The sequence below is a fragment of the Chitinophaga sedimenti genome (assembly GCF_023156195.1).
Classification (GTDB): domain Bacteria; phylum Bacteroidota; class Bacteroidia; order Chitinophagales; family Chitinophagaceae; genus Chitinophaga; species Chitinophaga sedimenti.
On sequence record NZ_JAKUKA010000001.1, the window covers coordinates 468,189 to 492,577 of the forward strand.

The 24,389-nt window shown below is 51.0% G+C and carries 26 protein-coding genes and 2 pseudogenes; 16 read left to right on the top strand and 12 right to left on the bottom strand.

From position 1 onward, the window contains the following. Position 1 precedes the first annotated feature (1 nt). The 8 genes and pseudogenes from MKQ70_RS02750 to MKQ70_RS02790 form a co-directional block, all read right to left on the bottom strand. Complete coding sequence (locus tag MKQ70_RS02750) at positions 2 to 1,396, bottom strand: PP2C family serine/threonine-protein phosphatase (RefSeq protein WP_248067640.1); 1,395 nt, start codon at positions 1,394 to 1,396, stop codon at positions 2 to 4. A 95-nt stretch (positions 1,397 to 1,491) separates the two neighbouring features. Next, on the bottom strand, positions 1,492 to 2,130 hold the full coding sequence (locus MKQ70_RS02755; RefSeq protein WP_248067642.1) for a vWA domain-containing protein: 639 nt from the start codon (positions 2,128 to 2,130) through the stop codon (positions 1,492 to 1,494). A 2-nt stretch (positions 2,131 to 2,132) separates the two neighbouring features. Further along, positions 2,133 to 2,432 (bottom strand): vWA domain-containing protein, encoded by a 300-nt coding sequence (locus MKQ70_RS02760; protein ID WP_248067645.1) that lies wholly within the window; start codon positions 2,430 to 2,432, stop codon positions 2,133 to 2,135. Continuing rightward, the gene (locus MKQ70_RS02765) at positions 2,429 to 2,770 is read right to left on the bottom strand and encodes a vWA domain-containing protein (protein WP_248067648.1); all 342 of its coding nucleotides are present in this window, start codon (positions 2,768 to 2,770) and stop codon (positions 2,429 to 2,431) included. Before MKQ70_RS02765 ends, MKQ70_RS02760 begins: the two co-directional genes overlap by 4 nt. Before the next feature lie 14 nt (positions 2,771 to 2,784). Further along, complete coding sequence (locus MKQ70_RS02770; protein ID WP_248067651.1) at positions 2,785 to 3,339, bottom strand: TerD family protein; 555 nt, start codon at positions 3,337 to 3,339, stop codon at positions 2,785 to 2,787. 13 nt (positions 3,340 to 3,352) lie between these two features. Beyond that, positions 3,353 to 4,146 (bottom strand): annotated as a pseudogene (locus MKQ70_RS02775) (phosphoribosyltransferase family protein). Positions 4,147 to 4,152: 6 nt separating this feature from the next. Next, on the bottom strand, positions 4,153 to 4,821 hold the full coding sequence (locus tag MKQ70_RS02785; RefSeq protein WP_248067658.1) for an HAD family hydrolase: 669 nt from the start codon (positions 4,819 to 4,821) through the stop codon (positions 4,153 to 4,155). Next, on the bottom strand, positions 4,800 to 5,456 hold the full coding sequence (locus tag MKQ70_RS02790) for a hypothetical protein (protein WP_248067660.1): 657 nt from the start codon (positions 5,454 to 5,456) through the stop codon (positions 4,800 to 4,802). The genes MKQ70_RS02785 and MKQ70_RS02790 overlap by 22 nt, the downstream gene beginning before the upstream one ends. A 249-nt stretch (positions 5,457 to 5,705) precedes the next feature. Between MKQ70_RS02790 and MKQ70_RS02795 the strand changes: the two genes are divergently transcribed. From MKQ70_RS02795 to MKQ70_RS02810, 4 genes are all read left to right on the top strand, one after another. Then, positions 5,706 to 7,244, top strand: a complete 1,539-nt coding sequence (locus MKQ70_RS02795; RefSeq protein WP_248067671.1) for a family 43 glycosylhydrolase — start codon at positions 5,706 to 5,708, stop codon at positions 7,242 to 7,244. Between the two features lie 313 nt (positions 7,245 to 7,557). Next, positions 7,558 to 7,848 (top strand): DUF1330 domain-containing protein, encoded by a 291-nt coding sequence (locus MKQ70_RS02800; protein WP_248067674.1) that lies wholly within the window; start codon positions 7,558 to 7,560, stop codon positions 7,846 to 7,848. Positions 7,849 to 7,962: 114 nt separating this feature from the next. After that, the gene (locus MKQ70_RS02805; protein ID WP_248067677.1) at positions 7,963 to 8,985 is read left to right on the top strand and encodes a hypothetical protein; all 1,023 of its coding nucleotides are present in this window, start codon (positions 7,963 to 7,965) and stop codon (positions 8,983 to 8,985) included. A 25-nt stretch (positions 8,986 to 9,010) separates the two neighbouring features. Further along, complete coding sequence (locus tag MKQ70_RS02810) at positions 9,011 to 9,571, top strand: hypothetical protein (RefSeq protein WP_248067679.1); 561 nt, start codon at positions 9,011 to 9,013, stop codon at positions 9,569 to 9,571. Positions 9,572 to 9,573: 2 nt separating this feature from the next. On the opposite strand, the gene MKQ70_RS02815 is transcribed toward MKQ70_RS02810, so the two are convergent. Then, positions 9,574 to 10,515 (bottom strand): proline dehydrogenase family protein, encoded by a 942-nt coding sequence (locus MKQ70_RS02815; RefSeq protein WP_248067682.1) that lies wholly within the window; start codon positions 10,513 to 10,515, stop codon positions 9,574 to 9,576. 169 nt (positions 10,516 to 10,684) lie between these two features. Between MKQ70_RS02815 and MKQ70_RS02820 the strand changes: the two genes are divergently transcribed. The 11 genes from MKQ70_RS02820 to MKQ70_RS02870 all read left to right on the top strand — a co-directional run bounded on the left by MKQ70_RS02820 (position 10,685) and on the right by MKQ70_RS02870 (position 21,809). Beyond that, on the top strand, positions 10,685 to 11,242 hold the full coding sequence (locus MKQ70_RS02820; RefSeq protein ID WP_248067685.1) for a sigma-70 family RNA polymerase sigma factor: 558 nt from the start codon (positions 10,685 to 10,687) through the stop codon (positions 11,240 to 11,242). A 69-nt stretch (positions 11,243 to 11,311) separates the two neighbouring features. Then, complete coding sequence (locus MKQ70_RS02825) at positions 11,312 to 12,358, top strand: FecR family protein (protein WP_248067690.1); 1,047 nt, start codon at positions 11,312 to 11,314, stop codon at positions 12,356 to 12,358. 209 nt (positions 12,359 to 12,567) lie between these two features. Next, positions 12,568 to 13,197, top strand: a complete 630-nt coding sequence (locus MKQ70_RS02830) for an STN domain-containing protein (protein WP_248067693.1) — start codon at positions 12,568 to 12,570, stop codon at positions 13,195 to 13,197. Next, positions 13,194 to 15,161: a SusC/RagA family TonB-linked outer membrane protein gene (locus MKQ70_RS02835; protein WP_248067696.1), complete on the top strand. Its 1,968-nt coding sequence runs from the start codon at positions 13,194 to 13,196 to the stop codon at positions 15,159 to 15,161. Before MKQ70_RS02830 ends, MKQ70_RS02835 begins: the two co-directional genes overlap by 4 nt. Then, complete coding sequence (locus MKQ70_RS02840; RefSeq protein WP_248067698.1) at positions 15,158 to 15,772, top strand: hypothetical protein; 615 nt, start codon at positions 15,158 to 15,160, stop codon at positions 15,770 to 15,772. The genes MKQ70_RS02835 and MKQ70_RS02840 overlap by 4 nt, the downstream gene beginning before the upstream one ends. Further along, positions 15,733 to 15,882, top strand: coding sequence for a hypothetical protein (locus MKQ70_RS02845; RefSeq protein WP_248067701.1), 150 nt, complete (start codon positions 15,733 to 15,735; stop codon positions 15,880 to 15,882). Before MKQ70_RS02840 ends, MKQ70_RS02845 begins: the two co-directional genes overlap by 40 nt. An 11-nt stretch (positions 15,883 to 15,893) precedes the next feature. Beyond that, entirely contained in the window at positions 15,894 to 16,343 is a 450-nt protein-coding gene (locus MKQ70_RS40925) for a hypothetical protein (RefSeq protein WP_248067704.1), read from the top strand. Then, entirely contained in the window at positions 16,241 to 17,674 is a 1,434-nt protein-coding gene (locus MKQ70_RS02855; RefSeq protein ID WP_248080974.1) for a RagB/SusD family nutrient uptake outer membrane protein, read from the top strand. Before MKQ70_RS40925 ends, MKQ70_RS02855 begins: the two co-directional genes overlap by 103 nt. Positions 17,675 to 17,705: 31 nt before the next feature. Next, positions 17,706 to 18,665, top strand: a complete 960-nt coding sequence (locus MKQ70_RS02860) for a discoidin domain-containing protein (RefSeq protein ID WP_248067707.1) — start codon at positions 17,706 to 17,708, stop codon at positions 18,663 to 18,665. 40 nt (positions 18,666 to 18,705) lie between these two features. Next, positions 18,706 to 19,578: a sugar-binding domain-containing protein gene (locus tag MKQ70_RS02865; protein ID WP_248067711.1), complete on the top strand. Its 873-nt coding sequence runs from the start codon at positions 18,706 to 18,708 to the stop codon at positions 19,576 to 19,578. A 20-nt stretch (positions 19,579 to 19,598) separates the two neighbouring features. Next, the gene (locus MKQ70_RS02870) at positions 19,599 to 21,809 is read left to right on the top strand and encodes a glycoside hydrolase family 2 TIM barrel-domain containing protein (protein WP_248067714.1); all 2,211 of its coding nucleotides are present in this window, start codon (positions 19,599 to 19,601) and stop codon (positions 21,807 to 21,809) included. 87 nt (positions 21,810 to 21,896) lie between these two features. Here MKQ70_RS02870 and MKQ70_RS02875 read toward each other — a convergent pair whose 3' ends face one another. The 3 genes and pseudogenes from MKQ70_RS02875 to MKQ70_RS02885 form a co-directional block, all read right to left on the bottom strand. Next, positions 21,897 to 22,565, bottom strand: a complete 669-nt coding sequence (locus MKQ70_RS02875; protein ID WP_372489925.1) for an MFS transporter — start codon at positions 22,563 to 22,565, stop codon at positions 21,897 to 21,899. Positions 22,566 to 22,639: 74 nt separating this feature from the next. Next, positions 22,640 to 23,101 (bottom strand): annotated as a pseudogene (locus MKQ70_RS41945) (MFS transporter); the annotation flags it as partial. Between the two features lie 51 nt (positions 23,102 to 23,152). Beyond that, a complete protein-coding gene (locus tag MKQ70_RS02885) occupies positions 23,153 to 23,758 on the bottom strand; it encodes a TetR/AcrR family transcriptional regulator (RefSeq protein ID WP_248067723.1) in 606 nt (201 codons plus the stop codon). A 209-nt stretch (positions 23,759 to 23,967) separates the two neighbouring features. Between MKQ70_RS02885 and MKQ70_RS02890 the strand changes: the two genes are divergently transcribed. Next, a complete protein-coding gene (locus MKQ70_RS02890; RefSeq protein ID WP_248067726.1) occupies positions 23,968 to 24,363 on the top strand; it encodes a hypothetical protein in 396 nt (131 codons plus the stop codon). Positions 24,364 to 24,389: the final 26 nt, after the last annotated feature.

Here is a 24,389-nt window from a genome sequence, read left to right on the forward strand (position 1 = left end):
GTTAGTAAATTATAGCAAGCGTTCTGTCATCATGATTGCCTTTGCTCCAGAAGTTTAGCCACGACAATAGCCGGTCTTCAATACCTTCATGCCTTGAAAAGTCAACATTGATGTTGTCTTCGTTCCCACCGCCGAGGTCGGCAAAGAAGGTATCCCATGCTGACTTGTCCTCCAGTTTATTTTCCGTCACGAACTTTGGATCGTAGATGCCATCGGTCATTAATACGAGCTGGGAGAAGTCTGTAAACCTGTTGATGGCGAAGCGGCCGGCGATGTCATTGGTGAAAATTTCGGGCATGGTGATAAACCGGGTGCCGCCACCAAATTCGCCAATGTCAAGCTGGTTAAGCAGTTTTACTTCGTCGGGGCTGTCGGTGATGATGTTAACCGGGCAGTCACCAACGCCGAATGTGAGTACAACATACCCGCTATCGAATTTCCTGACCAGCGCGAAAATCAGGGTGGTATTAAGGTCTTTCAGCTGTATGGCCTCCTGGCGGGCGAAGTCGTTCAGCACCGCATGCAGGTTCCTGACGGATTTGTATAGGATATTGATGATGGCCGATTTATGCTTTAATACCGCTTCTTCCGGCGTGGGATCTTTTTCCGGTATGGTGCTGAAGTAATCGGTGCAGCGGTCGCACAGCTCTTTCATAAGCGTTTCCTCATTAAAGCTGTCGGCAATAAATGTGGTGGCTATTTTGGAGCCTTGCCGGGAGAACTTTGCAGATCCAGCGCCATCCGCCACGGCAATAATTTCCCAGTCCAGTGGCAGCTTACGAGTGTAAAAATGATCGTCCCGGAACGAACCTTCGTGCGCATGCGACCGTCCGCGCTGGGAGGCTACTACAACATGTTTGTCTAGGAATGCCCCGGCGTATTTATCACTGTCTTCTTTCGCAAAAAGGTCATTTTTGTTGCTTGGTTTATTCAGCCACAGGTCTTTGGGGTCGGCATTCACAATAAAGGGAATGACTTTAATATCTTCTATCTGCGCCTCGCCCTGCCCGCAGGTAAATGCCAGTTGCAAATCAAGCGTAAGAGCGGAAGTAGGCACGCCGGAGATGGCAGCGGAAGCGGGATCAAACGACAGTCCTGATTTATCGAGTTGCCGGATCTTTTTAACGTTAATATTGGGGAAAAGGGATAAATCGAACAGGTGTTCATACTGCTTCCCGGAAACAGCATTTGGCAGTACGATAGCGGCATCTTTAAATTCTTCCGTTTCTTTATACAAATGAAAAATGTCGATTGCCTGCTTCTTTGCCGCCGCAACAGCTTTGGTCAGTTCATTGATTTTCGCATTGTGCAACAGGCGGGCAATAGTATTGTCCGTGAATTTGCCGGATACGATGTTAAATTCCGTCAGCAGTTGTTTTAAGAATAGTTCTACCATGGTCCTGGTCTTAATTAGAATATTACCTTTTTTTAAGGAGCAGCCTTAACAGCCGAACCAGCAGATATACGGGGAATCGTTTCATAGTTATTTTTTTATACCACGATGATTACCTCACCGGGTAGGGGAGGCAGTACGGCTACTTCACCGGTGCCCTTCGATTTGCTTCCCATTTCAATAGAGGAACTTACCCATTTGAAAAAGGTAGTCAGCGTATTGGCGTCGGTAGTATCCAGCCTCACCACTTCGTTGGTCAGCTCTTTGAGGAAGCTGGTTTCCGCTTTGGGACCGGCAGCGCAGCCCACGATCAGCCCGAAGTCCAGTGCCTTAACTTTAGTTATAGCGCTGCGGTACAACTGCAAGTCCGAAGGTTTACCATCGGTGAATACAAAAAGGAGCGGCCGCCAGTCACCCTTTCGCTCCGCAGATCCCTTTACTAGTTCCCGTTGTACGAGGCCGCAAAGCATTTCCAGCGCCTGCCCCGTATGAGTAGGGCCGCTTTCGGGGCATTTGATTTCAAGCGGCTGAAAACTGGCCAGGTCGGTAAGCGGAACAATGTTTTTAACGTCTTTGTCGAACGTGACGACCGATAAGTGCAGGGAGTCCATGGCCTGCGGATCGCCCCTCAGCATACTGATCAGGCCATTAAATCCGTTGTTCAGCGCTTGTATAGGCTCCCCGTGCATAGAGCCGGACGTATCCAGCAGGAAGTAAACGAGTAATCTTCTGGTCATGGCTAAGCGATTATGACTAACTCCGATGGAGGAGGAGGCAGCTGTTCAAGGCCGGTCACTTCTTTTCCGGATTCTTCCACCTTGGTAGAGGAAGTAGATATAGAAGCGGTTACCCATTGGAAGAATTTGGAGATGCTTTCTGAATCGGCATTGTCCAGCCTTACCACGGAGGAGGTGATCTGTTTCAGCACAGTGTCGTCGGCGCCATGACCGGCGGCACAACCTACGATCAGTCCGTTGTTCACGGTCTTAAGTTTGTTGTATCCCGGTTTCCAATCGTCTGTAGGTATGCCATCTGTCATGATAAATACCAGTGGTTTCCAGTCGCCTTTCTGTTCCGGGGTTGTCTGGCTACTTCCTGTTGGAGTTTGTCGGCCAGCAGGTCCAATGCTCCGCCCATGGCGGTTACACCAGTGGCTTTCAGGTCCACCATCTGGAAAGAGGCCAGGTCTGTCAGCGGAATCACCTGCCTGGCGGAGCTGTCAAATGTGATGATGCTGACAAAGGCGGTTTCAAGGGCTTGTGGGTTTTGGCGGAGTGAGTGTATCATCATCTGCACGCCGTTTTTTACCGCTTCAATTGGTTCCCCGGTCATGGAGCCGGAGGTGTCTAACAGCAGGTATACTGGGAGTCTTCTCATATTACAGCAGTTTTTTAGTTGAATTTGTTCAGGTAATCCTGCAGGCCGCCTTTCATGCCGGAGCCTACTGCTTCAAACTTCCATTCGCCATTTTTTTTGTAGATCCGGCCGAATTCTACAGCGGTTTCGATGGAGAAGTCCTCTTCCAGCTCATATTTAAGCAGTTCTTCCCGGGTGTTTGAATCGAAGATGCGGATGAATGAATTTCTTACCTGTCCAAAATTCTGGTTGCGGGAGGCTGCGTCGTGAATGGTGATCACAATACATATTTCGCTGGCATTCGAGTCGATTTTGGACAGGTCTACGATGAGTTGCTCGTCGTCCCCTTCCGCGTCGCCAAAGAGGTTGTCACCTGTATGTACGATGGAATCGTTGGGAGAATGCAGGTTGTTGTAAAACACGAAGTGCCGTTCAGATAACAGTTTGCCATTCTCTCCTAAAATAAAAGCGGAAGCGTCGAGGTCGAATGCGTTGCCGGTAGCAGAACTGTTTGCGTCCCAACCAAGTCCTACGGTAAACGCGGGGGCCTGCAGGCTTTGTCTTTGGCCTTTGATCAGATTAATTGACATGATTTTTCTGTTTTTAATAGTGAAATGTTTTGCTGATAGTTTTTATTTGATGGTAGTTGTTGCTGATCGCAAGATCCAGCAGCTCGCTGCGTTTTCTCCGGCTGATGTTGGTTATTACTCCGGTAAATGCCGCCGTGTCCAGCAGCAGTATGTATTTCACGATGCGTGTATTGAACCGGAAGCTCCCGCTGTTCATGATGCGAATAATGTCGCGTGTTGTTTTTACGTCGAAGTAGTTATAGTAATTTTCTATACGGGGATGAATGGCAGGGTTTATGAGTTCTGCGAAATACAGAAAAAAAAATTGCCCGCTTACATCGTATTGCGACAGTATCTTTTTGACCGTGTACTCATGGCTGCCGGTGATTTTAATATCGTCCAGGAAAATGCAAAGTTTGCCGGAAATGAAGTGTCGGTCTAGGTAGTAGGTGTCGTTGGAAATTAACTGTACCCGCTGCGCATAGTCCATATTGCCATAGTCCTCTACATAGGTCTGCTGCCGGTATATTTTATTCTCTTTGCACGCCGGTCGTTGCTGCGCAAACAGGAACTTGTTCAGGTGCTTTTGAAGTATGCGCAAAGAAAATTAGATGCGGTAGGAATAGCGTAATACGGGCTGGGGAGCAGCACTATATCCTGGTGCGAGAGGATAAGGTCTGCATGCTTTTCGATAAATCCATCAAATAATTCCTTTGCAAACTTCTCCGCATAACACGTCTGCCCGAATTTAAAGCGGCTGTATTCCAGCGCGGAAAATGGAGCATTGTATGCGTTATCGATTTTGTGAAGACTATATTTTAGGTGCATATTTCTTTATATTAACATAGCCTTAAATCCATAATTGATGGCGCCCCGGTAATCTGCCGCAGGATTGTCACCTATATGGAGAATAGCTGATTTGCTCAACGGGCGGATGGCGGCAGCATGCCGGAATACAAGATGGAATGCGGCAAAATCCGGTTTGGCGAAGCCGGTTTCGTCGGAATACAGCTGAAAGGAAAAGAAAGTGGACAATTCGTGGTGCTCGAGCAGTTGCCTCAGCACTGCACCGCTGATAAAAGCTGTATTACTCAGGATGCTGATCGTTTTTCCCTGGTTTTTTATTGCCTTGAAAAAGCGGTGAATGTCGCTATCTATGAGTACGGGTTTGTATTTCATGAACAGTTCATCCGCTTCCGCCTGAAACTCGTTTAGCTTTTGCTGTGTGAGCTCTGCAACGTTGATGCCCAGGTCGTGCAACGCCAGACAATACAACTGATTTGCGTAAACATGACGCCCGGTGATTTCGCTGGTTTTATTGGCAAACAGGTCATGTTGCCGTATTACCTGCGCTACTTTTTCAACAGGTTCCCGGATCGCAAAGAAAGATTTGAACAATGCATCTCTTTTAGGCTTGAACAAGGGGTTGGAGCGGATCAGGGTCAGCCACATATCAAACGAAAAATGGCAGACGGTGTCGTCTATTTCGAACCCGCTCCCCATGTAAACCCCCATTTGTAGGCTTTGTCGCATTCGGCGTGGCTGCGGTGGAAGGACACCAGTTTTCTCACATCGATAGTGTTGCCGGAGAAGCGTATTTCGGCAATGGCGCAGAAATTATAGATACTGGACTGTTTGCCCATTTGTACTTCAATTTCGGCGCTGCCGGGCACGCTAACGGTCACCGTTGCGTTAGATTCGTGCCAGTTGGCAGCACCTTGATAGATAAAGCAATAAACAACGATGCGTTTCAACTCCTGCAAGCCTTTTGGATTTACGATAATATTTTCGCCCGACCCGGCGGCTGCGCCCCGGTCGTCGCCCGTGTGCCATATCCATGGCGTACCGGTATAGCGGCCTTGTTTGGTGTGTCGGTCCCTGGCGCCTCCGCGGCCCTGGGCAAATTGCAGTCCGTCGATTACATTCTTTTCTCCATTATTCAGTTCGTAAAAACAGCCGAGGTCAAGGTCAATGTCGCTTCCTCCGAAAATAGTGCCGAATAGTCCTTTCTTAGTGCCCTTCGACCAGTTCAGGTTAATGTTGATTTCCTGCGTGATGCTATCGGTTTTTTTGGAGAGATCGATAACGTGGGAGTCGCCTGTTTTTTCCAGGGTGACTTTTTGTAAGTTGATTGCCATACTTATTTTTGGGTTTAAGGTTCTTTGCTTTATCGCCGTATAGGTTGAGGTGATATTGCGATTCAAAAATAGCGCTGCGGTTTGGTGCTATTTTACGGGAATCCGTAAACGCCGGGCTTTTTATACCTGCATAACTATTATGAAAAATATCAAACTAATTTCCCTATCTTATTCCCTCAGTTAACTCAATTCCAAACCCCGTTACAATTCCCACCCACGTCAGTGAATTGTAGCACCTTAAACTCCGTTATGAAAAACACTTTATTCATCGCCATCCTGTCGCTGATGGCCATTTCCTGTAAAAAGGAAACAAAGGAAAAATTAAAACTGGATGATGTAAACCTTGCCGCCGCCCCACCGTTCGGCACCCTGATCGATGGCGCCACGTACCGCATCCGCGGCGTCACCTCATCCGCACCCGCCGGTCCGGTGGTCGAAGTCACCGGTAACTCTACGGCAGAGAACCAGAAGATCCAGCAATGGTGGTGGTTTCCGAACAACGGCCAAAGATGGCGCCTGGTAAAGATCGACGCCACGTATTACAAACTGATCAACGTGACCAGCAACAAATGCACGGAATCGCCTTCGGCCGTGTCGGGGGATATTCTGCAACAGGCAACAGACGATGGCAGCGATGACCAGGCCTGGGCGATCACGTATTCGGGCAGTAACAACGTGTTTTCGCTCACCAACAAAGCCACGGGCATGAAGATGGCCCTGGACCCGCAAAGTACCACGCCGGGTGCTAAAATACGGCAGAAAGACACCGTTACCGGCAACCAGCATCTCTTCAACTTCCACAACCTCAATTTCCAGAATCCGCTGATCAATGCGAGCAGACCGGATCCCTTTGTGGCGCAGAAGGATGGTTACTACTATTTTATGTACACCAGGGGGAACAACATCGGCCTGCGGAAAACGACTTCTATGTCTTTGTTAGCCAACGCGCCGGAGTCGGTGATCTGGACGCCGCCTGCGGGTACGGCGTATTCGTCCAACATCTGGGCGCCGGAGCTGCACTTCCTGGCCGGTAAATGGTACATCTACTTTGCGGCCAACGATGGTACCGGCGATTCACACCGCATGTTCGTACTGGAAAATCCCAATGCCGATCCGATGACCGGCACGTGGACGTTCAAAGGCAAGATCTTCGACTCCAGCGATCAGTGGGCGATCGACGGATCGATACTCACCGTCGGCAGCAACATGTATTTCATCTGGTCGGGATGGGAGAGTACCGCCAGCAGGTACAAACAGTACATTTACCTGGCTACCATGTCCGATCCATGGACGATCAGCGGCCCGAGGGTGAAGATTTCTTCTCCCACTAACACCTGGGAAAAGCACGAACCGAACTCGATCGGCGCGGGTGTGAACGAAGGACCGATCATGTTACAGAAAGATGCGAGCAGCCCGGTGTTCATCATCTATTCGGCCAGCCGGTATACGAGTGATAACTACTGCCTGGCGCAAATTCAACTGAAAGCCGGCGGCGATCCTACCGTGCCGGCAGATTGGATCAACAAGAAACAAGTGTTTGTCAGGAATGACAGCAACGGGGTATATGGCCCCGGGCACAACGGCTTCTTTACCAGTTCGTACACAGATCCCAATGGGGTCGTGAAAAATGAAAACTGGTTTATCTATCATGCGCGCAGCGTGGCGGCAACGACCAATGGTCAGCGTGCGCCGAGGATGCAGAAGCTCACCTGGAACACCGACGGCTCGCCCAATTTTGGCGTGGCTTCGGCAACCGGTGTGGATATGCCGATTCCTATAGGAGAATAACGATAGTAACGGGGAGTCGTGGCTCCCCGTTATTTAATCTAATCAAATACCTTAACTCCCCTTGGTACATGCGAATGGAAATAGCTTCAAGCCAGACAGCATCATTTGAATCAGAGGATTTAAATGGAGACGGCATGATTACGGAAAATGAGATCAGCAGGTGGAAGCTGATAGCGGTGGGTAAATAGTCGCAGGCGCTCCGACGGCCTCATTAAAAGCATCCATGTAACACTTCATCGTGGCCAGGCGACATTCCAGTTGCGTTATCACAATATAACTCCACCAGGATATGTTACTGTTTAAATTCATAAGCATGGCTGTATACTATATTATCAGTTACAATATCCACAACATGGAGATGTGGCAGCAATACCCGCCGCTCGCGGTACCGCTTATTAATGAACACGGTGGCGAAGTACTGGCCGCCGATTTGTCGGCCACACCCATTGAAGGCACGCCGAAACAGATGAACGCCATCGTGAAATTTCCTTCCGCCGAAGCCGCCCTGGCCTGTTATAACGACCCGCGGTATAAAGAAGTCATGAAGTTAAGAATAGACGCTTCCGACAATCGCCTGCTGGTGTTGGCGAAAGGCGTTTCCTAAAAATGTTGTTTGTCTATGGTAAAAGCCGGATCCGCTCATGTGGTGGGTCCCATTTGTTGTTTATGGAAAAACAGGCGTGCCGCATCTTGTTCCTGTTCATCAAAAAATACTGCCATGGAACAAGTAAAATATTCAAAGAAGCTCCTGGTTTCCCTGCTTACAGGCTTAATGGGCGCCGCTACCATTCATCGCGTACTGGCCCGTCACGCCCAGGGATTACTGCCTGCCGCCGCGATAATCGGTATTGCGCTCTTGTTCCTCGTGGGCTGTTTGGTCTGCTCTCGTCGTACACGCCTCTCCGTGTTTCACGGGCTGCTCCTGTACTTGCTCGCCTTCGATTTCTCTTTATTTGGATGGCAGAAGATCTTTCACCTGCAAATGGTAGTACCGCTCGGCGAACTGGACCGCCCTTTTAACAGCCTCGATAGTGAAACGCTCACCTGGGCTTATTTCAGAAGATCTTATCCCTTTACGGTGGCCATAGCGCTTTCGCAGATGGCCAGCGCGTGGATGCTGTTGTTCGTCCGCACAAGGCTGCTCGGCCTTGTGATTATGGTGCCGGTGCTGCTCAATATCATGCTCATCGATACGTTTTACCACCTGCACCCCGCTGTGCTGGTGCATGCGATCCTCCTTTTTATCTGCGTGATTTACTTGCTGCTGCAGTCGTACGATCAGCTGGTGCAATTCTTCTTTAAAACGGTGCACGTGGTGGCCGGTCAGTCTAAAGTGGCGATGCTTGTGGTGGTATTGCTGCCTTTGTTGCTGCTGGCCAGTTACCGCTTCCCGGACAGGCATCCGCAGTTCTCCGGTAAGTACCGCGTGCACGATCTCATCATCAATGATATGCCCACAGCTGCCCGAAGTGTAAAAGATAGTGTGCTCACCACGCTGTACATGGATTTACAGGACGATCTGGTGCTGGTGTTTAACCACCATGATAGCCGTTACATCGGTACTTATTATTTTGATGAAAAGACGGATAGTCTTTCTGTAAAATGGCGCTATCCCGCGGGATTCAACGCGCCTTTCGCCGGGAAATTCGTGGCGGGGGAGCAGCCGGGGAGTTATACTTTTTCGGGTGTGTTGAAAGGGGACCGTATTGCGATGCAGCTAGAGAGGGTGCCGGAACCTTAGATGTTTCATCAATATGATGTACCTTATGGGCATGAAGAAGGAAGATATTTTTGATTGGCTGACGACTGCTTTCTCGGAACCACTACATAGTCTCACCGAGTCTTTTTATTATGATAAAAGAGATCGTGAGTTCTACAGTTTGCATTTTGCTGATTATTTACTGATAAACGAAGACCTGACCATTAACGAATCGGTAGAGTCATCGTACAATGATAGTCTCGCCAGGGTAATCGTGGATAGGATTGTCCGGCAGGAAAAAGGAGATAGCGATATTATACCGGTGCCCCGTTTGGAAGTGGCAGAACGGAAAAGAATCATGGAGGCATTTTCCCAAAGGATAAATGATGAGCGCCTGTTGTCGATCGTACAACAGCGGATAAAAAACCAGGATGGCTCCCAACGGTTCGATTTCTATTTCGGCGACGAAGCATGGGAGGACCTGAAGCAGCAATGGATCGATTTGAAATATGTTTCCATTGCTGGCCCCATCGGTGATTTCCTCAACGCCCATGGCATCGACCTCGATCAATGTACAATTATGGATGCTGGCGGAGATTTTTCTATAACGGTATCATTGGAAGATTAGGCTCACCCGCCAACAATATCATTCATCGCCACCAGCAAATTCAACGGATGCTCCGCAATCCGGTTACACACATACAAATACCACTCCTTCCCATACACGAAATACACTTTCGCAGGATGCCCTTCGTCCCGCAATTGCGCCAGCTGCCCGCCCTGTATGCCATACAGGCTCTCGAACTCATAACGGCTTTTATCTGCCTGATGCTGTCGCACCAGCTGCTTCGCCTGCTGCTGTATATAATCGTGATGCGTGGCAATGGCGCACAAATGCTGCTCGCGCAGCAGCGTATCAACATACCCCAGGTATACTTCGTCCAACGCACTGCCCCGCGGCATAGACAATCCCGGCGCCGTTTCAAAAGCTCCCTTCACCATGCGGATGCGGCCCGGACTTTTGAGAACCTCCTTAAAATCGTCTGCCGTGCGGTACAGGTAGGCCTGCAACGTGATGGATACGTTAGAGAATGTTTTAGCGGCCTCCTGGTACACATGTAATATGTCGTCCGTTTTATCCGTGCCCTCAGCACTGATAATCACTTCAATGTTATATTTCGCGGCCCGCGCACAGATCGCATGTAGGTTCTCCTGGCAAAAGCCGCGCGATAACGCCAGGCCGATGTGCGACAGGTCGAGCGATACGGTGCAGCGTAGCAGGTTGTCATGAATGCTGTCTACAATGCACAGGAATTCTGCCGTAGCTGCCTGTACTTCCGCGACTGTAGCAGTGTTTTCGCCCATGAACTCGATGGAGCATTTGAACCCCTGGCTGTTTTGAACGATGGCCTTATCTATGTTCTCTGCCAGTGTTTCGCCACCAATATAGCGGTCGGCGGCTTTCTTCAGGGTATAAAAAAGCGGTTTGTTGAAAAGGATGTATTGTTTGGCTTCCTCGTTTAATGCCGCTTTGCGGAGCGCTGCGGCGGTGATGGTGAGTAGATGTTCCATGCTGTAAAGGTAGGGAGCGGGCAGGGGCGGAGTGGTACGGGAGGCGGATTATTTTATATTGGGGAACCCATCATGCCGGCCATTTGATGAAGTTTTTCCATAACCCATTGCTCCCGCCCGCTTTTAATTCTCCCCATCTTCGCTACTTTCGTTCAACCAACCGCAGTGAATGGCTAATCTAATCGACTACAGCGACCAGGAACTACTCCTACTCATCCGGCAGCACAACAGGGCTGCCTTCGAGGAGCTGTACCGTCGATACGCAGAAAGTCTCTACAATTTTGCCTTCAATGTTCTTAAAAATGAGGATGAATGCGCCGATGCCATCCAGGAAATCTTCGTGTGGTGCTGGACGAACCGCGAACGCCTGGAAATGTCCGAACCGGGGCCTTACCTGCGCATGGCGGTCAAATACCGGCTTACCCGCTACATTCAGAACAGCCGCCGCCGCGCCGAAATCCTGGCGCAACGTGTACCCGATGGGGAATTTACAGACGACAGCACGGAGGTAAAGCAACTCCGGGAAGCCATTAGCGCCGTCATTGCCAACCTGCCCGAAAAGGCAGCCCGTATCTTTAATTTAAGCCGTAACGAATACCTTACCAACCGCGAAATTGCCCTTAAACTGGGCATCAGCGAAAAAACAGTAGAGAACCAGATGACCATCGTACTACGGAAACTACGCATGGCCCTGGGCAAAATGCATTTCTGGTCTACCCTCCTCTAAAAAAATATTTTTTCCTGCTTTGGGGGTAGGGCCTTTTCATGTCCCTTATAATGTAAATAGATGAAGTCTGTGAACCAGGATGAACTGTTGGCACTAATAGCACGTGTGGAAATTGGCGAGGCTTCGGACGAAGATCTGTCGCGTTACAACGCCTGGTGCAACTCTTTCCAGGAAGATGCGCAGCCTGTAGCGGATTTTGACCGGATCAGCGCACGTATGCTGGCCGAGATCAATCGCCAGATCGAACCGAAGCGTTCGTACAAATTGTTATATCGCACCGCCGCCGCGGCAGCTGTATTGCTGCTGCTGGGTACGGGCGTATGGTACTGGCGGCAGGAGTCGCCGGCGAAGTCGGTGGCGAAAGCGCAGCAAATAACGCCTGGTACTGAAAAAGCCACGCTCATATTAGGCGATGGCAGTGAAATTTCGCTGGAAGATGCGGAAGACGGGCAGCTCGCCAACAGGGCAGGAGCAAAGGTGGTGAAGCTGAAAGGCAACCAGCTGGCTTATCAGCAGGAGAATAACCGGCCTGCATCCATTGAATATAATACCCTGCAAACGCCCCGCGGTGGCAAATATCGCATTACGCTGCCGGATGGCACCCGGGTATGGCTAAACGCGGCCACCATGTTACGCTTCCCCACCCGCTTCGAGGGTAAGGAAAGACTGGTGCAGCTTAGCGGCGAGGCCTACTTCGAAGTGGCCGCCAACACGCAGCAGCCGTTTAAGGTGGCTACCGGTGATATGCAGGTGCAGGTATTGGGTACCTCGTTTAATATCATGTCCTATTCCGACGAACCGGCCATCCGCTCCACGTTGCTGGATGGCGCCGTTAAGCTGGTTAATGCCGGGGACGAAGTGGTGTTAAAACCAGGACAACAGGGCGTGTATAATGGTACATCTCCCGCCTTCCGTATAGCGCAAGTGAATACTGCCGCCGTGGTAGCCTGGAAAGACGGGCAGTTCATCTTCGAAAATGAAGATATCAAAACGATCATGCGCCGCGTGGCGCGGTGGTACGATGCGGAGATCGAGTTTGCGCCGGGATTGGAGGATAAACATTTTGGAGCGACTATTTCACAACAAGGATATAAAGCTGGTATTGAAAGCGCTTGAAACAACCGGCTCCGTTCATTTTAAAATTCAGGGTAAGAAAATTCTGGTTATGCCATAACGCACAAATTCCGCTATCAAAACGCAAGATACAAATGACACGGAGAGATGCCGCGAACAAATGAATGTTCCGTTCGGGGAAGCTGCGTACATCCTCCGGATTTCTTCTAATTAATAATCAAGTCAGCCAAATGAGTGACAAAAATTTCCGTATGAAAAGGTTGCTGTTGCGCCTCAAGCTGTTGTCCGCGCTGCTGTTGCTATCGCTCCTGCAAGTAAGCGCCCGGGCATTTTCCCAGCCGGTAAGCCTCCACGTAAAAAATGCTTCGTTGCAGGAGGTGTTTAAAAAGTTACACGATCAGTACAAACTCGATTTTGTGTACGATGTGAAAATGCTCGGCAACGCCCGCAGAATCAGCATTTCTGTAGATCAACAACCCCTTCCCGCTGTGCTCGACAAATGTTTTGAGCAACAACCGCTCACCTACGAACTGTTCGAAAATACGGTCGTGGTAAAAGCCCTCGCTGCTCCCGCCGCGCCCCGCCAGTCTGCTGCCTTCACCGTAAATGGTAAGGTAAGCGACAGTAAAGGTGCTGCATTAATCGGTGTAAGCATCCAGCTGAAAGGCACCATGACCGCCACCATGTCTGCCGAAGACGGCAGCTACTCGTTAAAGCTGCCCGCCGATACGGGCACACTGGTGTTTACGTTCATGGGGTTCATCCCGCAGGAAGTGCCCGTGCTGAAACGTAAACAGATCAACGTAACGTTGCAGGACCGCTCCACGGACCTGAACGATGTAGTGATCGTGGGTTACGGCCAGCAGAAAAAATCAGTATGATCGGTGCGCAAAGCAGCATCCGTGCCGAAGAACTGAAACAACCCGTAGCCAACCTCACCAACCTGATCGCGGGCCGCGTGGCCGGTATGATCGGTGTACAACGTAGCGGCGAGCCGGGTTACGATAACGCGGAAATCTATATCCGCGGTATCTCTACATTTACCAACAGCTCTCCGCTGGTACTGGTAGATGGGGTGGAAAGAAGTTTTTCTAACGTAGACCCGGAAGATATCGCCAGCTTCAGCATCCTGAAAGATGCTTCGGCTACCGCGGTATACGGTGTGCGCGGTGCGAACGGTGTTATCCTCATTACCACCAAGCAGGGTAAACCCGGCAAGGTGCTGATCAATGCGCAGTACGACCAGGGTATTACGCAGTTCACGAAAATTCCCAAGTTCGCGGACGGCGTTACGTATATGAAAATGGCCAACGAAGCCTACCTGAGCAGCAACCCCAATGAAACACTGCCCAAGTACTCCGATGAGCGCATCAAGTTAACACAGGATGGAACCGATCCGGAACTGTATCCAAATGTAGACTGGATCAACACCCTCTTTAATAAGAGCGGACAAAACCGCCGTGCACGCGTAAACGCAAACGGTGGATCTGAGAAAGCAAATTATTACCTCTCCGTGGGTTACTACGACGAGAGCGGCATGTATAAAAGTGATAAGCTGGCCGATTATGACAACTCGGTGAAATTCACCCGTTACAATTTTACTTCTAACCTCGGCCTGAACCTGACACCTACTACCAAGGTAGATTTCGGCGCCTCCGGCTGGATCAGCAATGGTAACTTCCCCGGTAACTCGGCTACGTCCATCTGGTCGTCGGCCTACACACTGCCCCCGATCCTGATCCCGGTGAAGTACTCCAACGGTTTGCACTCGCAGATCCGCACCGCGGACGTATCCAACCCTTACACCCTGCTTACGCAAACGGGTTATGTAAGCGAGTTTAAGAGCCAGTTGTGGAGCAATATCCGCCTGTCGCAGGACCTCGGCTTTTGGGTAAAAGGCCTGAACGTGACGGGTATGTTCAGCTTCGATAACTACAACAGCCACACCATCAGCCGTACGAAAACGGTAGACGGCTACCTGGCTACCGGCCGCGATGCGGACGGCAACCTGCAGCTGGAACAAACAACGATCGGTACCGCCTATCTCGGGTACAACCGCTCCAACGGCGGAACCCGCCAGTTTTATACGGAAGCTGCGATCAATTACAGCAATAAATTCGGTAACCACGCGGTAAGCGGCATGGTGCTCTTTAACCAGTCCGACCGCGAAGACGCTTTCGCCGGCGACTTCATCGGTTCCATTCCCTATCGTTACATGGGCCTCGCCGGCAGGGCCACTTACGGTTATGCCGATCGTTACCTGGCGGAAGTGAACTTCGGTTACAACGGTTCTGAAACGTTTGCGCCCGGCGCCCGCTTCGGTTTCTTCCCGTCTTATGGTGTAGGATGGGTAATGTCGGAAGAAAATTTCTTTGAGCCGGTAAAATCCGCGATACAGTTTTTTAAACTGCGCTTCTCTTACGGCCTGGTAGGTAACAGTAACATCGGTGGCCGTCGTTTCGCCTACATTTCTACAGTAGGAGGCGGCAACGGCGGTTATTCCTACGGAGCCAACGGCATCGACAACAACATCGGCGGCCTGGATATCGGCGATTACGCGGTAGATGTAACCTGGGAAAAAGCCAAGAAATCCAACCTGGGCATCGAAGCGCGTTTCTGGGATAACAATATTTCCCTTGTGGCCGACCTGTTTAACGAACGGCGTACCGGCATTTTCCGCCAGCGTGGCGATGTGCCGAACTACGCCGGTGTGCGCACTTTGCCCTGGGCTAACCTGGGTGAAATTCACAACCGTGGTGTAGATGCAACATTGGAGGTAAACAAGAAAGTAGGAAAAGACGTGATGATCGGCTTCCGCGGTAACTTTACCGGAACCGCGCCATGATCATCAACGACGCCAACGCGCCATGGCCTTATCCCTGGCAACAACGCATCGGCCGTAAACTGGGGCAACGGTTCGGTTACGAAGCCCTCGGCCTGTTTACGTCGCAGCATGAAATCGACAACTCCGCTTACCAGACCGGTGTAAACCGTCCCGGTGACATCCGCTATAAAGACTTTAACGGCGATGGCAAGATTGATACCTACGACCAGGGCCCTATCGGCTTCGGCAGCATCCCGGAGATCGTGTACGGTTTCGGGCCTACCATCAGCTGGAAAGGCTGGTCGCTCGCGGGTTGGTTCAAAGGTATTTCCAATGTAGATATCCAGTTGAACGGCGATGGCCTGCAGCCTTTCAGCCGTGGTGGCGAAAGAGGCAACCTGCTCTCTGTGATCACCGATCGCTGGACGCCTGAAAACAAGGCAGAGCGGCCTTTCTATCCAAGGTTGACCTATGGTAATGACAACATGAACTACGTGAACAGTAACTGGTGGACGAAGAACGGTTCCTTCCTGCGGTTGCAGACGTTGCAGCTGAGCTACAATGTACGCGATAACTGGATGAAACACCGGGCATGTCTGACCTCAACATCTATTTTATTGGGTACAACCTGATGACCGCCAGCAAATTTGATTTGTGGGACGTAGAACTGGGCGATGGCCGCGGCGCTTCTTATCCGCTGACCAAAACCTTCAACTTCGGGATTAAATGCACCTTCAAGTAAAACGGAACAACATGAAAAAATCACTCATCATATCAGCATTTGCAGCGGCCATGGCACTTGGAGGTTGTAAAGATTACCTGGACCAGGTACCCAACGACCGCATCACTATAGAAGAAGTTTTTAAAAAGAAACAAGGCTCCGAGGAGTACCTCGCGAACATTTATAGCTACGTTCCCGATCTTTCCATGCAATGGGATGGCTTTCCCTGGGTGAGCAACAGCGATGAAATGAACGTGACCGGAGCCAGTACCCTACATACGGCCTCGCACTGGGCAACCAGAGCGCCGGCACGGTATTGTTCGATAAGTGGGGTGGTTACTATACCGCTATCCGTTCTGCAACTTATTTTATCAATCATATTGATGGAAATACGGAGATACTGGCCATCAATGGTCAGCAGCGCATCGATCAGTATAAAGCAGAAGCCCGCTTCCTGCGTGCTTACTACTATTTCCTGGTGATGCAGCAGTTTGGTCCCGCGGTGTTGGTGGGCGAAACGGAACTGGCCCCCGATGCTCCCGGAAGTGCTATGCAGCTGCCGAGAAGTCATTTCGATACCTGCGTCGCCTATGTAGCCTCTGAACTTGATAAAGCAGCGGCGGTACTGCCTTTACGTCCGTCTAACAACGGTGTGGTAAGTGATGCGGAATATGGCCGCGCTACCAAAGGCATGGCCCTTTCTGTAAAATCGCGCCTGCTGCTGTATGCTGCCAGCGACCAGTACAACGGTAATACCGATATGGCGGGTTTTGTAGATAAAGATGGTAAACCGTTTATTTCGCAAACATACGATCCGGAGAAATGGCGTTTGGCCGCGGAGGCCGCCAAACAGGTGATCGATCTGGGTATTTACAGCCTGTACGAAGATCCGGGCGGCGATCCGATCAAATCATTGCAGGGAATTTTCCTGCAAGCCTGGAACAATGAACAGATTTTTGTGAGAAAGGCCAACAATCTCTGGAACTTCGACGTACACGCTATGCCCCGGCAGGCCGGTGGCTGGTGCGGACTTGGCCCCACACAGGAAATGGTGGACGCTTATTTTATGAGCGATGGTCTGAGCATACAGGAGTCGCCGAACTACCGCGAAACTGGTTTTACAGATGTAGGCGGCCGCCAGGTATACAACATGTACATGAACCGCGAGCCACGTTTTTATGCCTCTATCACGTACAACAACAGCCGCTTCCAGGGAGGTAATATGCAGTCGGAGGGTACCGTAACGTTCTTCGTGTCCGGGCCTAACGGTAAAAATGGTCACCCGACAGACTATACGAAAACAGGTTACCTGGTACGTAAAAACGTGGGTACGCAAACGAACAGTGGCTCCGGTGGCAACGGTGCGCGACAGAACCGCCCGCTGGCTATTTTCCGCCTGGGAGAAATCTACCTGAATTATGTAGAAGCATTGAACGAATATAATCCCGGCGATCCGGACATCGCCAAATACCTGAACCTGATCCGCAAAAGAGCCGGTGTGCCTATGTATGGCGAAGGCGCTAATGCACTACCGGTTCCGGTGGGTAAAGAAGCGATGCGTGCTAAAATCCGCGCCGAACGCCGGGTGGAACTGGCCTTTGAAAGCCATCGCTGGTTCGATATCCGTCGCTGGAAAATCGTGGGTAGCGTAATGGGGCAACTGCATGGTATGAACGTAAACAAGGACGGAAATGAGTTCTATCAGCGCGTGCCCGCGGTAGTACATGTGTATCGCCCCGAGTTCCAGTGGTTTCCTATCAGCCAGTACGAAATGGACCGGGGCAAACTGCTGATCCAAAACCCGGGCTGGTAAACAACATCGTTCACATTAAGCAACATTCATCATGTTTATAAAAAGATTATTTCTGCTGACAGGTGTACTGGCCACCCTGGCTGCCTGTAAAGACGAATACGACCTGCCCGAGCAGCCGTTGGAAAACTACATCAGCGTGTACATGCCGCAGGCTGTAAACAGCCCGGTGAGCAAAACCCCGGATATAGCGGACACGCTGCAATACATTATTTACGGCGCCAACTATGGCGGGCAGGACTATCCCGGCAAAGACATCAACATCAGCTTTAAGGTAGATCCGCTGCTGGCAGATAGTTTTAACACGGCAAACAACACCAGCTACGAGCTGCTGCCCACGAAAGGTTATGACCTGGAAACGCTGGAATCTACCATCGGTAAGGGCAAGTTGAACACCGCACCGCTGAAGGTCAGCGTGCGCACAAAAGGTGTTAATTCCATCGATGCGCTTAAAACCTACATCCTGCCGGTGTCTATCGCCACTTCTTCAGAAAAAGTAAACGAGAAACTGCGCACTACTTTTTACATCATCAAAGCGCAGCCGAAGCTGGCCGACTATCCCGATTACGACCGTGCCGGTTGGGCCATTGCCGGTTTCTCTTCTGAGGAAGCCAATGGCGAAGGTGCGAATAACGGGCATGCCAAACATACGCTGGACGGCGATAAGGGCACCTTCTGGCACTCACAGTGGCAGGGCGCATCACCTGGTCCTCCCCACTATATAATCTACGACATGGGAGCGGAGAAAGAAGTGCACGGCATTTCACTGCTTGCCCGGCAGAATACCGGCAGCGGCAAGCCTTCTGTAGTAGTGGTGGAAACCAGCCTGGATAATATAAGCTGGACAAATGGCGGTACGCTTGAACTGCAAAACACGCAGGACCTGCAACGCAGGTTCCTGAACGGGTTTAAGCAGGCGCGCTACGTGAAAATTACCATCACGGCTGCGTTCAGTGCTTCTTATTCCAGCCTGGCGGAGTTCTACGCATTCTAAATAAAAGACGAAATACATTGAAAAGATTTTTTTGTCAGGGATGGTGTTGCTGTCCTGCAAATTGTACGCAAATCCGGATACGACCGTCAATAGAGGTTACCCGGCCGAAATTGAGAATCCCCGTATTCTCGGCATCAACAAACAACCGGCGCACGCCACCCTGATGCCCTATGAAAATCTTGAAGAAGCGTTGGCGGCCGACCGCCACGCTTCTTCATATAGTAGAAGTCTGAACGGGCAATGGAAGTTCCATTTCGTGACCTGGCCACAGGAACGCCCCGTTGATTTTTACAAAGAAGACTATGATGTATCCCGCTGGGACAACATCGAAGTGCCTTCCAACTGGCAGCTGAAAGGCTATGGTACGCCTTATTACAGTAATTATACTTACATTTTCAAGAAAGATTTTCCCCGGGTGATGAGCACCCCGCCGGTGTGGTACACCGCTTATCGCGAACGCAACCCGGTAGGCAGCTACCGCCGCGAGTTCGACTTGCCGCAGGACTGGCAGGGCCGCCGCGTTTTCCTCACTTTTGATGGGGTAGATGCGGGCTTTTTTCTTTGGGTGAACGGGAAGAAGGTGGGGTACAGTGTAAACAGCCGCAACGCCGCCGAGTTTGATATTACGGATGTGCTGAAGCCAGGTAAAAATATGGTGGCCGCGGAGGTATACCGCTTTACATCCGGCAGTTACCTGGAAGACCAGGACATGTGGCGGCTGAGCGGCATCTTCCGCAATGTGACGCTGTGGAGCAGTCCACAGGCGCACATCCGCGATTTTAGTGTTAACACGGTGCTGGATGCGGCCTATAGAAATGCCGTACTGCAGGTAACTGCCAAAGTGAAAAACTTTGGTTTACAAGCCATGCCTGCGCGGGAATTATCTGTAGATATCTACGACGGTAAAAGGTAATCGGCACCGTCAAAGCCGCGGTGCCCGCGCTGGAACCCGGTGCGGAAGTCCCGGTACAGGCAGCGCTGCCGGTAACTAATCCGCGCAAATGGACGGCAGAAACGCCGGCGCTGTATACTACGGTATTATCATTGAAGGAAGGCGGGCATACAACGGAGATGCTCTCCGCGCGCACCGGTTTCCGGCAGTTGGAGGTCAAAGGCCGCTCGTTCCTGGTGAACGGTACGCCGATTAAGCTTAAAGGCGTGAACCGCCATGAGAACTGGCCGGAGTCGGGACATACGGTAACGGAAGCGCAGATGATCAAAGATATTGAACTGATCAAGCAAGCCAACTGTAACCACGTGCGCACCTGTCACTATTCCGACGATCCGCGCTGGTACGAGTTGTGCGACGAATACGGATTGTTTGTGCTTTCGGAAGCCAACGTGGAAAGTCATGGTGCGATGGATGAATTCAACGAAGAACCCAGTATCAAAGATGCGATCATTGACCGCAACGTGGCCAACGTGGAAAACTTCAAAAACCATGCTTCGGTGATCATCTGGTCGCTGGGTAATGAATGCGGCAACGGCGGGTCTAACTTCCGTGCGGCGCTCGCGAAGGTGAAAGAGCTCGACAATACGCGCCCCGTGCATTATGAAGGGTTTGGTATTGGCAAAAATAATCCGGCCGACATCGACAGCCGCATGTACACGGGGCCGGACTGGGTGACCCGCATTGCGGAGGATAACGGTTATAACAAACCTTTTTACCTCTGCGAATATGCGCATGCGATGTTTAACTCCATGGGCGCCGTGGATGAATACAACCATGTGTTCGACCAGTATCCGTCGCTGCTCGGCGGCTGCATATGGGAATGGCAGGACCAGGGCATTTACAACCGCATCGATCCCAATCACCCGATTATTGCCTTTGGTGGCGGGTTTGGCGAGCAGCCGAACGACCATTATTTTATTCATAAAGGCGTGGTGTTTTCCGATCGTACGCCCAAACCGCATTTCCCCGAGCTGAAACGTGCTTACCAATGGATAGATGTAACGGCGGACGATATTTCAAAAGGCCTGGTTACGTTGAAGAACCGCTACCAGTTTACCGATCTCAATGCTTTTGAAGGCAGCTGGGAGCTGGCGGAAAACGGGGTGGTAAAAACAGCTGGCAAACTGGAGGTGGGCAGCGTAGCGCCATTCGCGGCCAAACAGGTGAAAATTCCTTTTAAGTTGAAACAGTTGCCTGGTGAGGAATACCACCTGCGCGTAGCGTTTCGCTTAAAACACCATGTAAGCTGGGCGCCTGACGGTTACGAAGTGGCGGCCCGCCAGTTTGAACTGCCCGCTGTGGCTAAAGCTGCCGTAGCAGCAGCTTCCGGCGAAGTGAAACTGCAGGAAGAGGACGAGGTGTACATAGTCACAGGCAGCAACTTCAAATTCACTTTTAGTAAGAAGAAAGGTACTTTCAGCGCCATGGAAAGCAAAGGCACCCGCCTCCTCAACGACAACGGCGGCCCGATGCTGCATCTCTGGCGTGCACCACACCGCGACGACGATATGTGGGCAAACGATTACTGGGACCGCGCGGGACTGAAGCAACTGAAATGGGAAGCAAGCAATGTGAAGGCTGTGCAGCCGACACCTTCCACCATTGTGATAGCTGCCGAACTAACCGGCAGTGGCCGTAACAATTTCACCGTTACCCATAAAGTCACGTATACGATTTCGGGCAACGGTCATATTAAAGCCGATAACGACGTGCAGTTCAGTAATCCTAGGCTGGTACTGGCCCGCATCGGCGTGCGGATGTTTCTGGACAAACAATTATCGGGTTTCAGTTATTTCGGTCGCGGGCCAATGGAGAACTATGCGGACAGGAAGGCGGGTATGGATGTTGGCGTATATACCAGCACGGTAAAGGAACAGCTGACGCCGTATGAAAAGCCGATGGAGTGCGGTAACCATGAAGATGTGCGTTGGGCGAAACTGGTGGCGCCATCCGGGGCAGGCATCCGGGTAAGCAAAGCCGATCGCCTGTTACAGGTATCTGCCTTGCCTTATGCCGACGAAACCCTGGACCGTACCGAGTATCGCATCGATCTGCCGGAAAATTCGGCCACGGTGCTGAATATTTGCCATGCTACGCTGGGCGTTGGTTCTGCGAGTTGCGGGCCAAGGCCAACGGAAGCTTTCCAGGTAAGGGCGCAGGCAACGAAGTTCAGTTATGAACTCGATTTATAACGTTATTATCATTATCATATCACGATGTATTGGCCATGCAACTTTTTGCGTGGCCTTTTTAATTGCCAATGCTTATTGCTGGACAAGTTACAGTGCCTTGTGACGATCCGTTAACACAAGACTTAAAGCGATGAGGCCGATTCCTGCAAACCCGATGACCATGGGCATCACACTGTGCGCCAGCAATGCCGATATAATGGAGCCCAGGGAGGCGCCGACGAAGAAGAAGCAGGTGCCGTACAGCGAAGCGGCAATACCGGCCATATCGCCCATGGGCTCCATGGCCAGCGCGCTGCTATTAGGCTCGATGGCCAGGTTGGCGCCCATCAAAAGACCAATGCAGGTAAAGAAAAAGGGGAGTGGCGGCTGCGGCCGGAATAAAAGACTGCCGGCTAATAAAACCATGGCTACAACGACGTAGATGATCAGTAATCCTTTTATGGCGCGGCGGGTGCCAAACCGTGCAGAGATGGCCGCGTTAGACAAGGCGCCCAGCGCCATGGTGAGTCCGATGGCCCCGAATATGATGGCAAACAACGTGGGTTGTCCGTAAAGGTCGCTGATGATATGTTCGGAACTGGCTACATAAGTACTGATGCCTGTAAACAAAATGGTGGTGAGGGTGGTATAACGAAGAAAGGTGGTGTTGCGGAGTGCATGCCCGATAGCGCGCAGCACTGCCCCGGGATGAATAACACTGCGGCGCTCCGGTGGTAATGATTCTTCCAGGCGGAAAGACCAGAGTGCAACCACCACGGCGAAAGCGGGGGCGTCAGGAAAACGGCCTGCCAGGAAGCAACGGAGAGAATGACCAGTCCCAGGAAAGGTGCTACCACCGGCGTAAACAGGAAAATGGTCAGGATGAATGAAAGCGTCCGCGCCATCGCATCGCCGGAAAAGCGATCGCGTACGCCTGCTATCGTGGTCATAAATACCGCGGATGCGCCCATACCCGCCACGAAACGTGCGGCGAACAGGATGGACAGGCTGGGGGCAAAAGCAGCTACGATGCCGCCGGCGATGTACAGTGGAAACCCGATGCGCAGGATGGCCAGCCGCCCGTACCGGTCGGATAAAGTGCCGAACAGCAGTTGCGCTACTTGTCCCCAGAAGAAGAAGGTTACTACTTTGGAAGTGTCGGCCGAATGTGGCCCCAGGCCGAAGTGACGCCGCAGTTCGCCGAATACGGGCAGCATGATGTCGATCCCTACAGCAGTAAGCATCATGCTGCAGGCCGAAAAGGCGATGAATTCAGAAGTAGACATCCGCATAGCGGGAGGATTGCTGATCATATCATAAAACTAATGGCTTTATTTCCGGCTAAAGGGGGCAAATGAGACAAATTACAGGGTGATTTTAGCCGCATGCCGTGCAGACAAGTACGGATAAAACATCGCCTCCATCTGCCGGGTAAACGCCGTTGCGGCCTTTTCGCCCCGCAACTGATCGGTTAGCTCGTTACTCGACAGCCAGAAATCTGCCACAATAAAAATCTGCCGTACCAGTGCTTTCCACACCTTGGGGGGAACATCTTTCTGAAATATACCTCCCTGTACCAGCTTTTTAAAGATTCCTTTAAACTCCTTTTCCCGCCGTTGCATCATACCGGCATACTGCTCCCGGATTTTGGGAAGGCGGGCGCCAATGGCCACGAAGTGCAGGAAGATAAAACGATACTTATATTCGATGTCGAACGACTGGCGGTAAAACGAACGCAGCGTATCCAGCCCGATGTGTTTTACTTTATCCAGGTTGATGACGAGCACGCTGAATTCCGCCACCAGCCGGTCCCACAATGCCATGATCACATCATCTGTCTGTTTAAAATGATAATGGAGGTTGCCGGGACTGATGTCCATCGCGGCCGCAATGTGGCGTGTCGTAGCATCGATGCCTTTTTCATTATACAACTCCAGGGCGGCGGCAAGTATGCGTGATTTGGTGTCCATTCCTCAAAAATAGAACAAATGTACTAATCCGGAATAAATTAGTACATTTGTTCTAAATTGATGTGCATGGAAACGCCAACGGAGTCAAAAGAGGAAAAGTCGTTATGGAAAACGATCAGGCAGTCTGTACTTCCCGTAAAAGACACGGATCATCAACTGGTTAAAGTCAGTAAGAATACCGGTTTTGCTATCTTTTTAATATTGTTCTCATGCGTATCGCTGGCATTAGTATCGGCCATTGCATTCGTACTCTGAAGTCGCTGTCCGATCCGCTATTTTGCGGTTATTTCGCGGCCTGGCTGCTGATTCATATTTGCAGGTGGGCACATTATCCTATTCCCTTGCTTAACAACTGGCTCACGGATTTTCTGTTTGTTCCCGCAGTGGCGCATATCGCGTTAACGCTTACCCAACAACTATTTCTTCGCAATCCGGCTTATCGATACCCGCTACATTTCCTGTTGCTGGCCGCATTATACGTGTCCATTGTTTTCGAGATCGTGTTACCACGCTATTATTCCTTTACCACAGGCGATCCTGTGGACGTGATCTGTTACTTCGCCGGCGCCTTCTTCTATTTTGGCGTGCATCAGCGAATCAAGTAATTTTGATAGATGAAGGACATTATCAT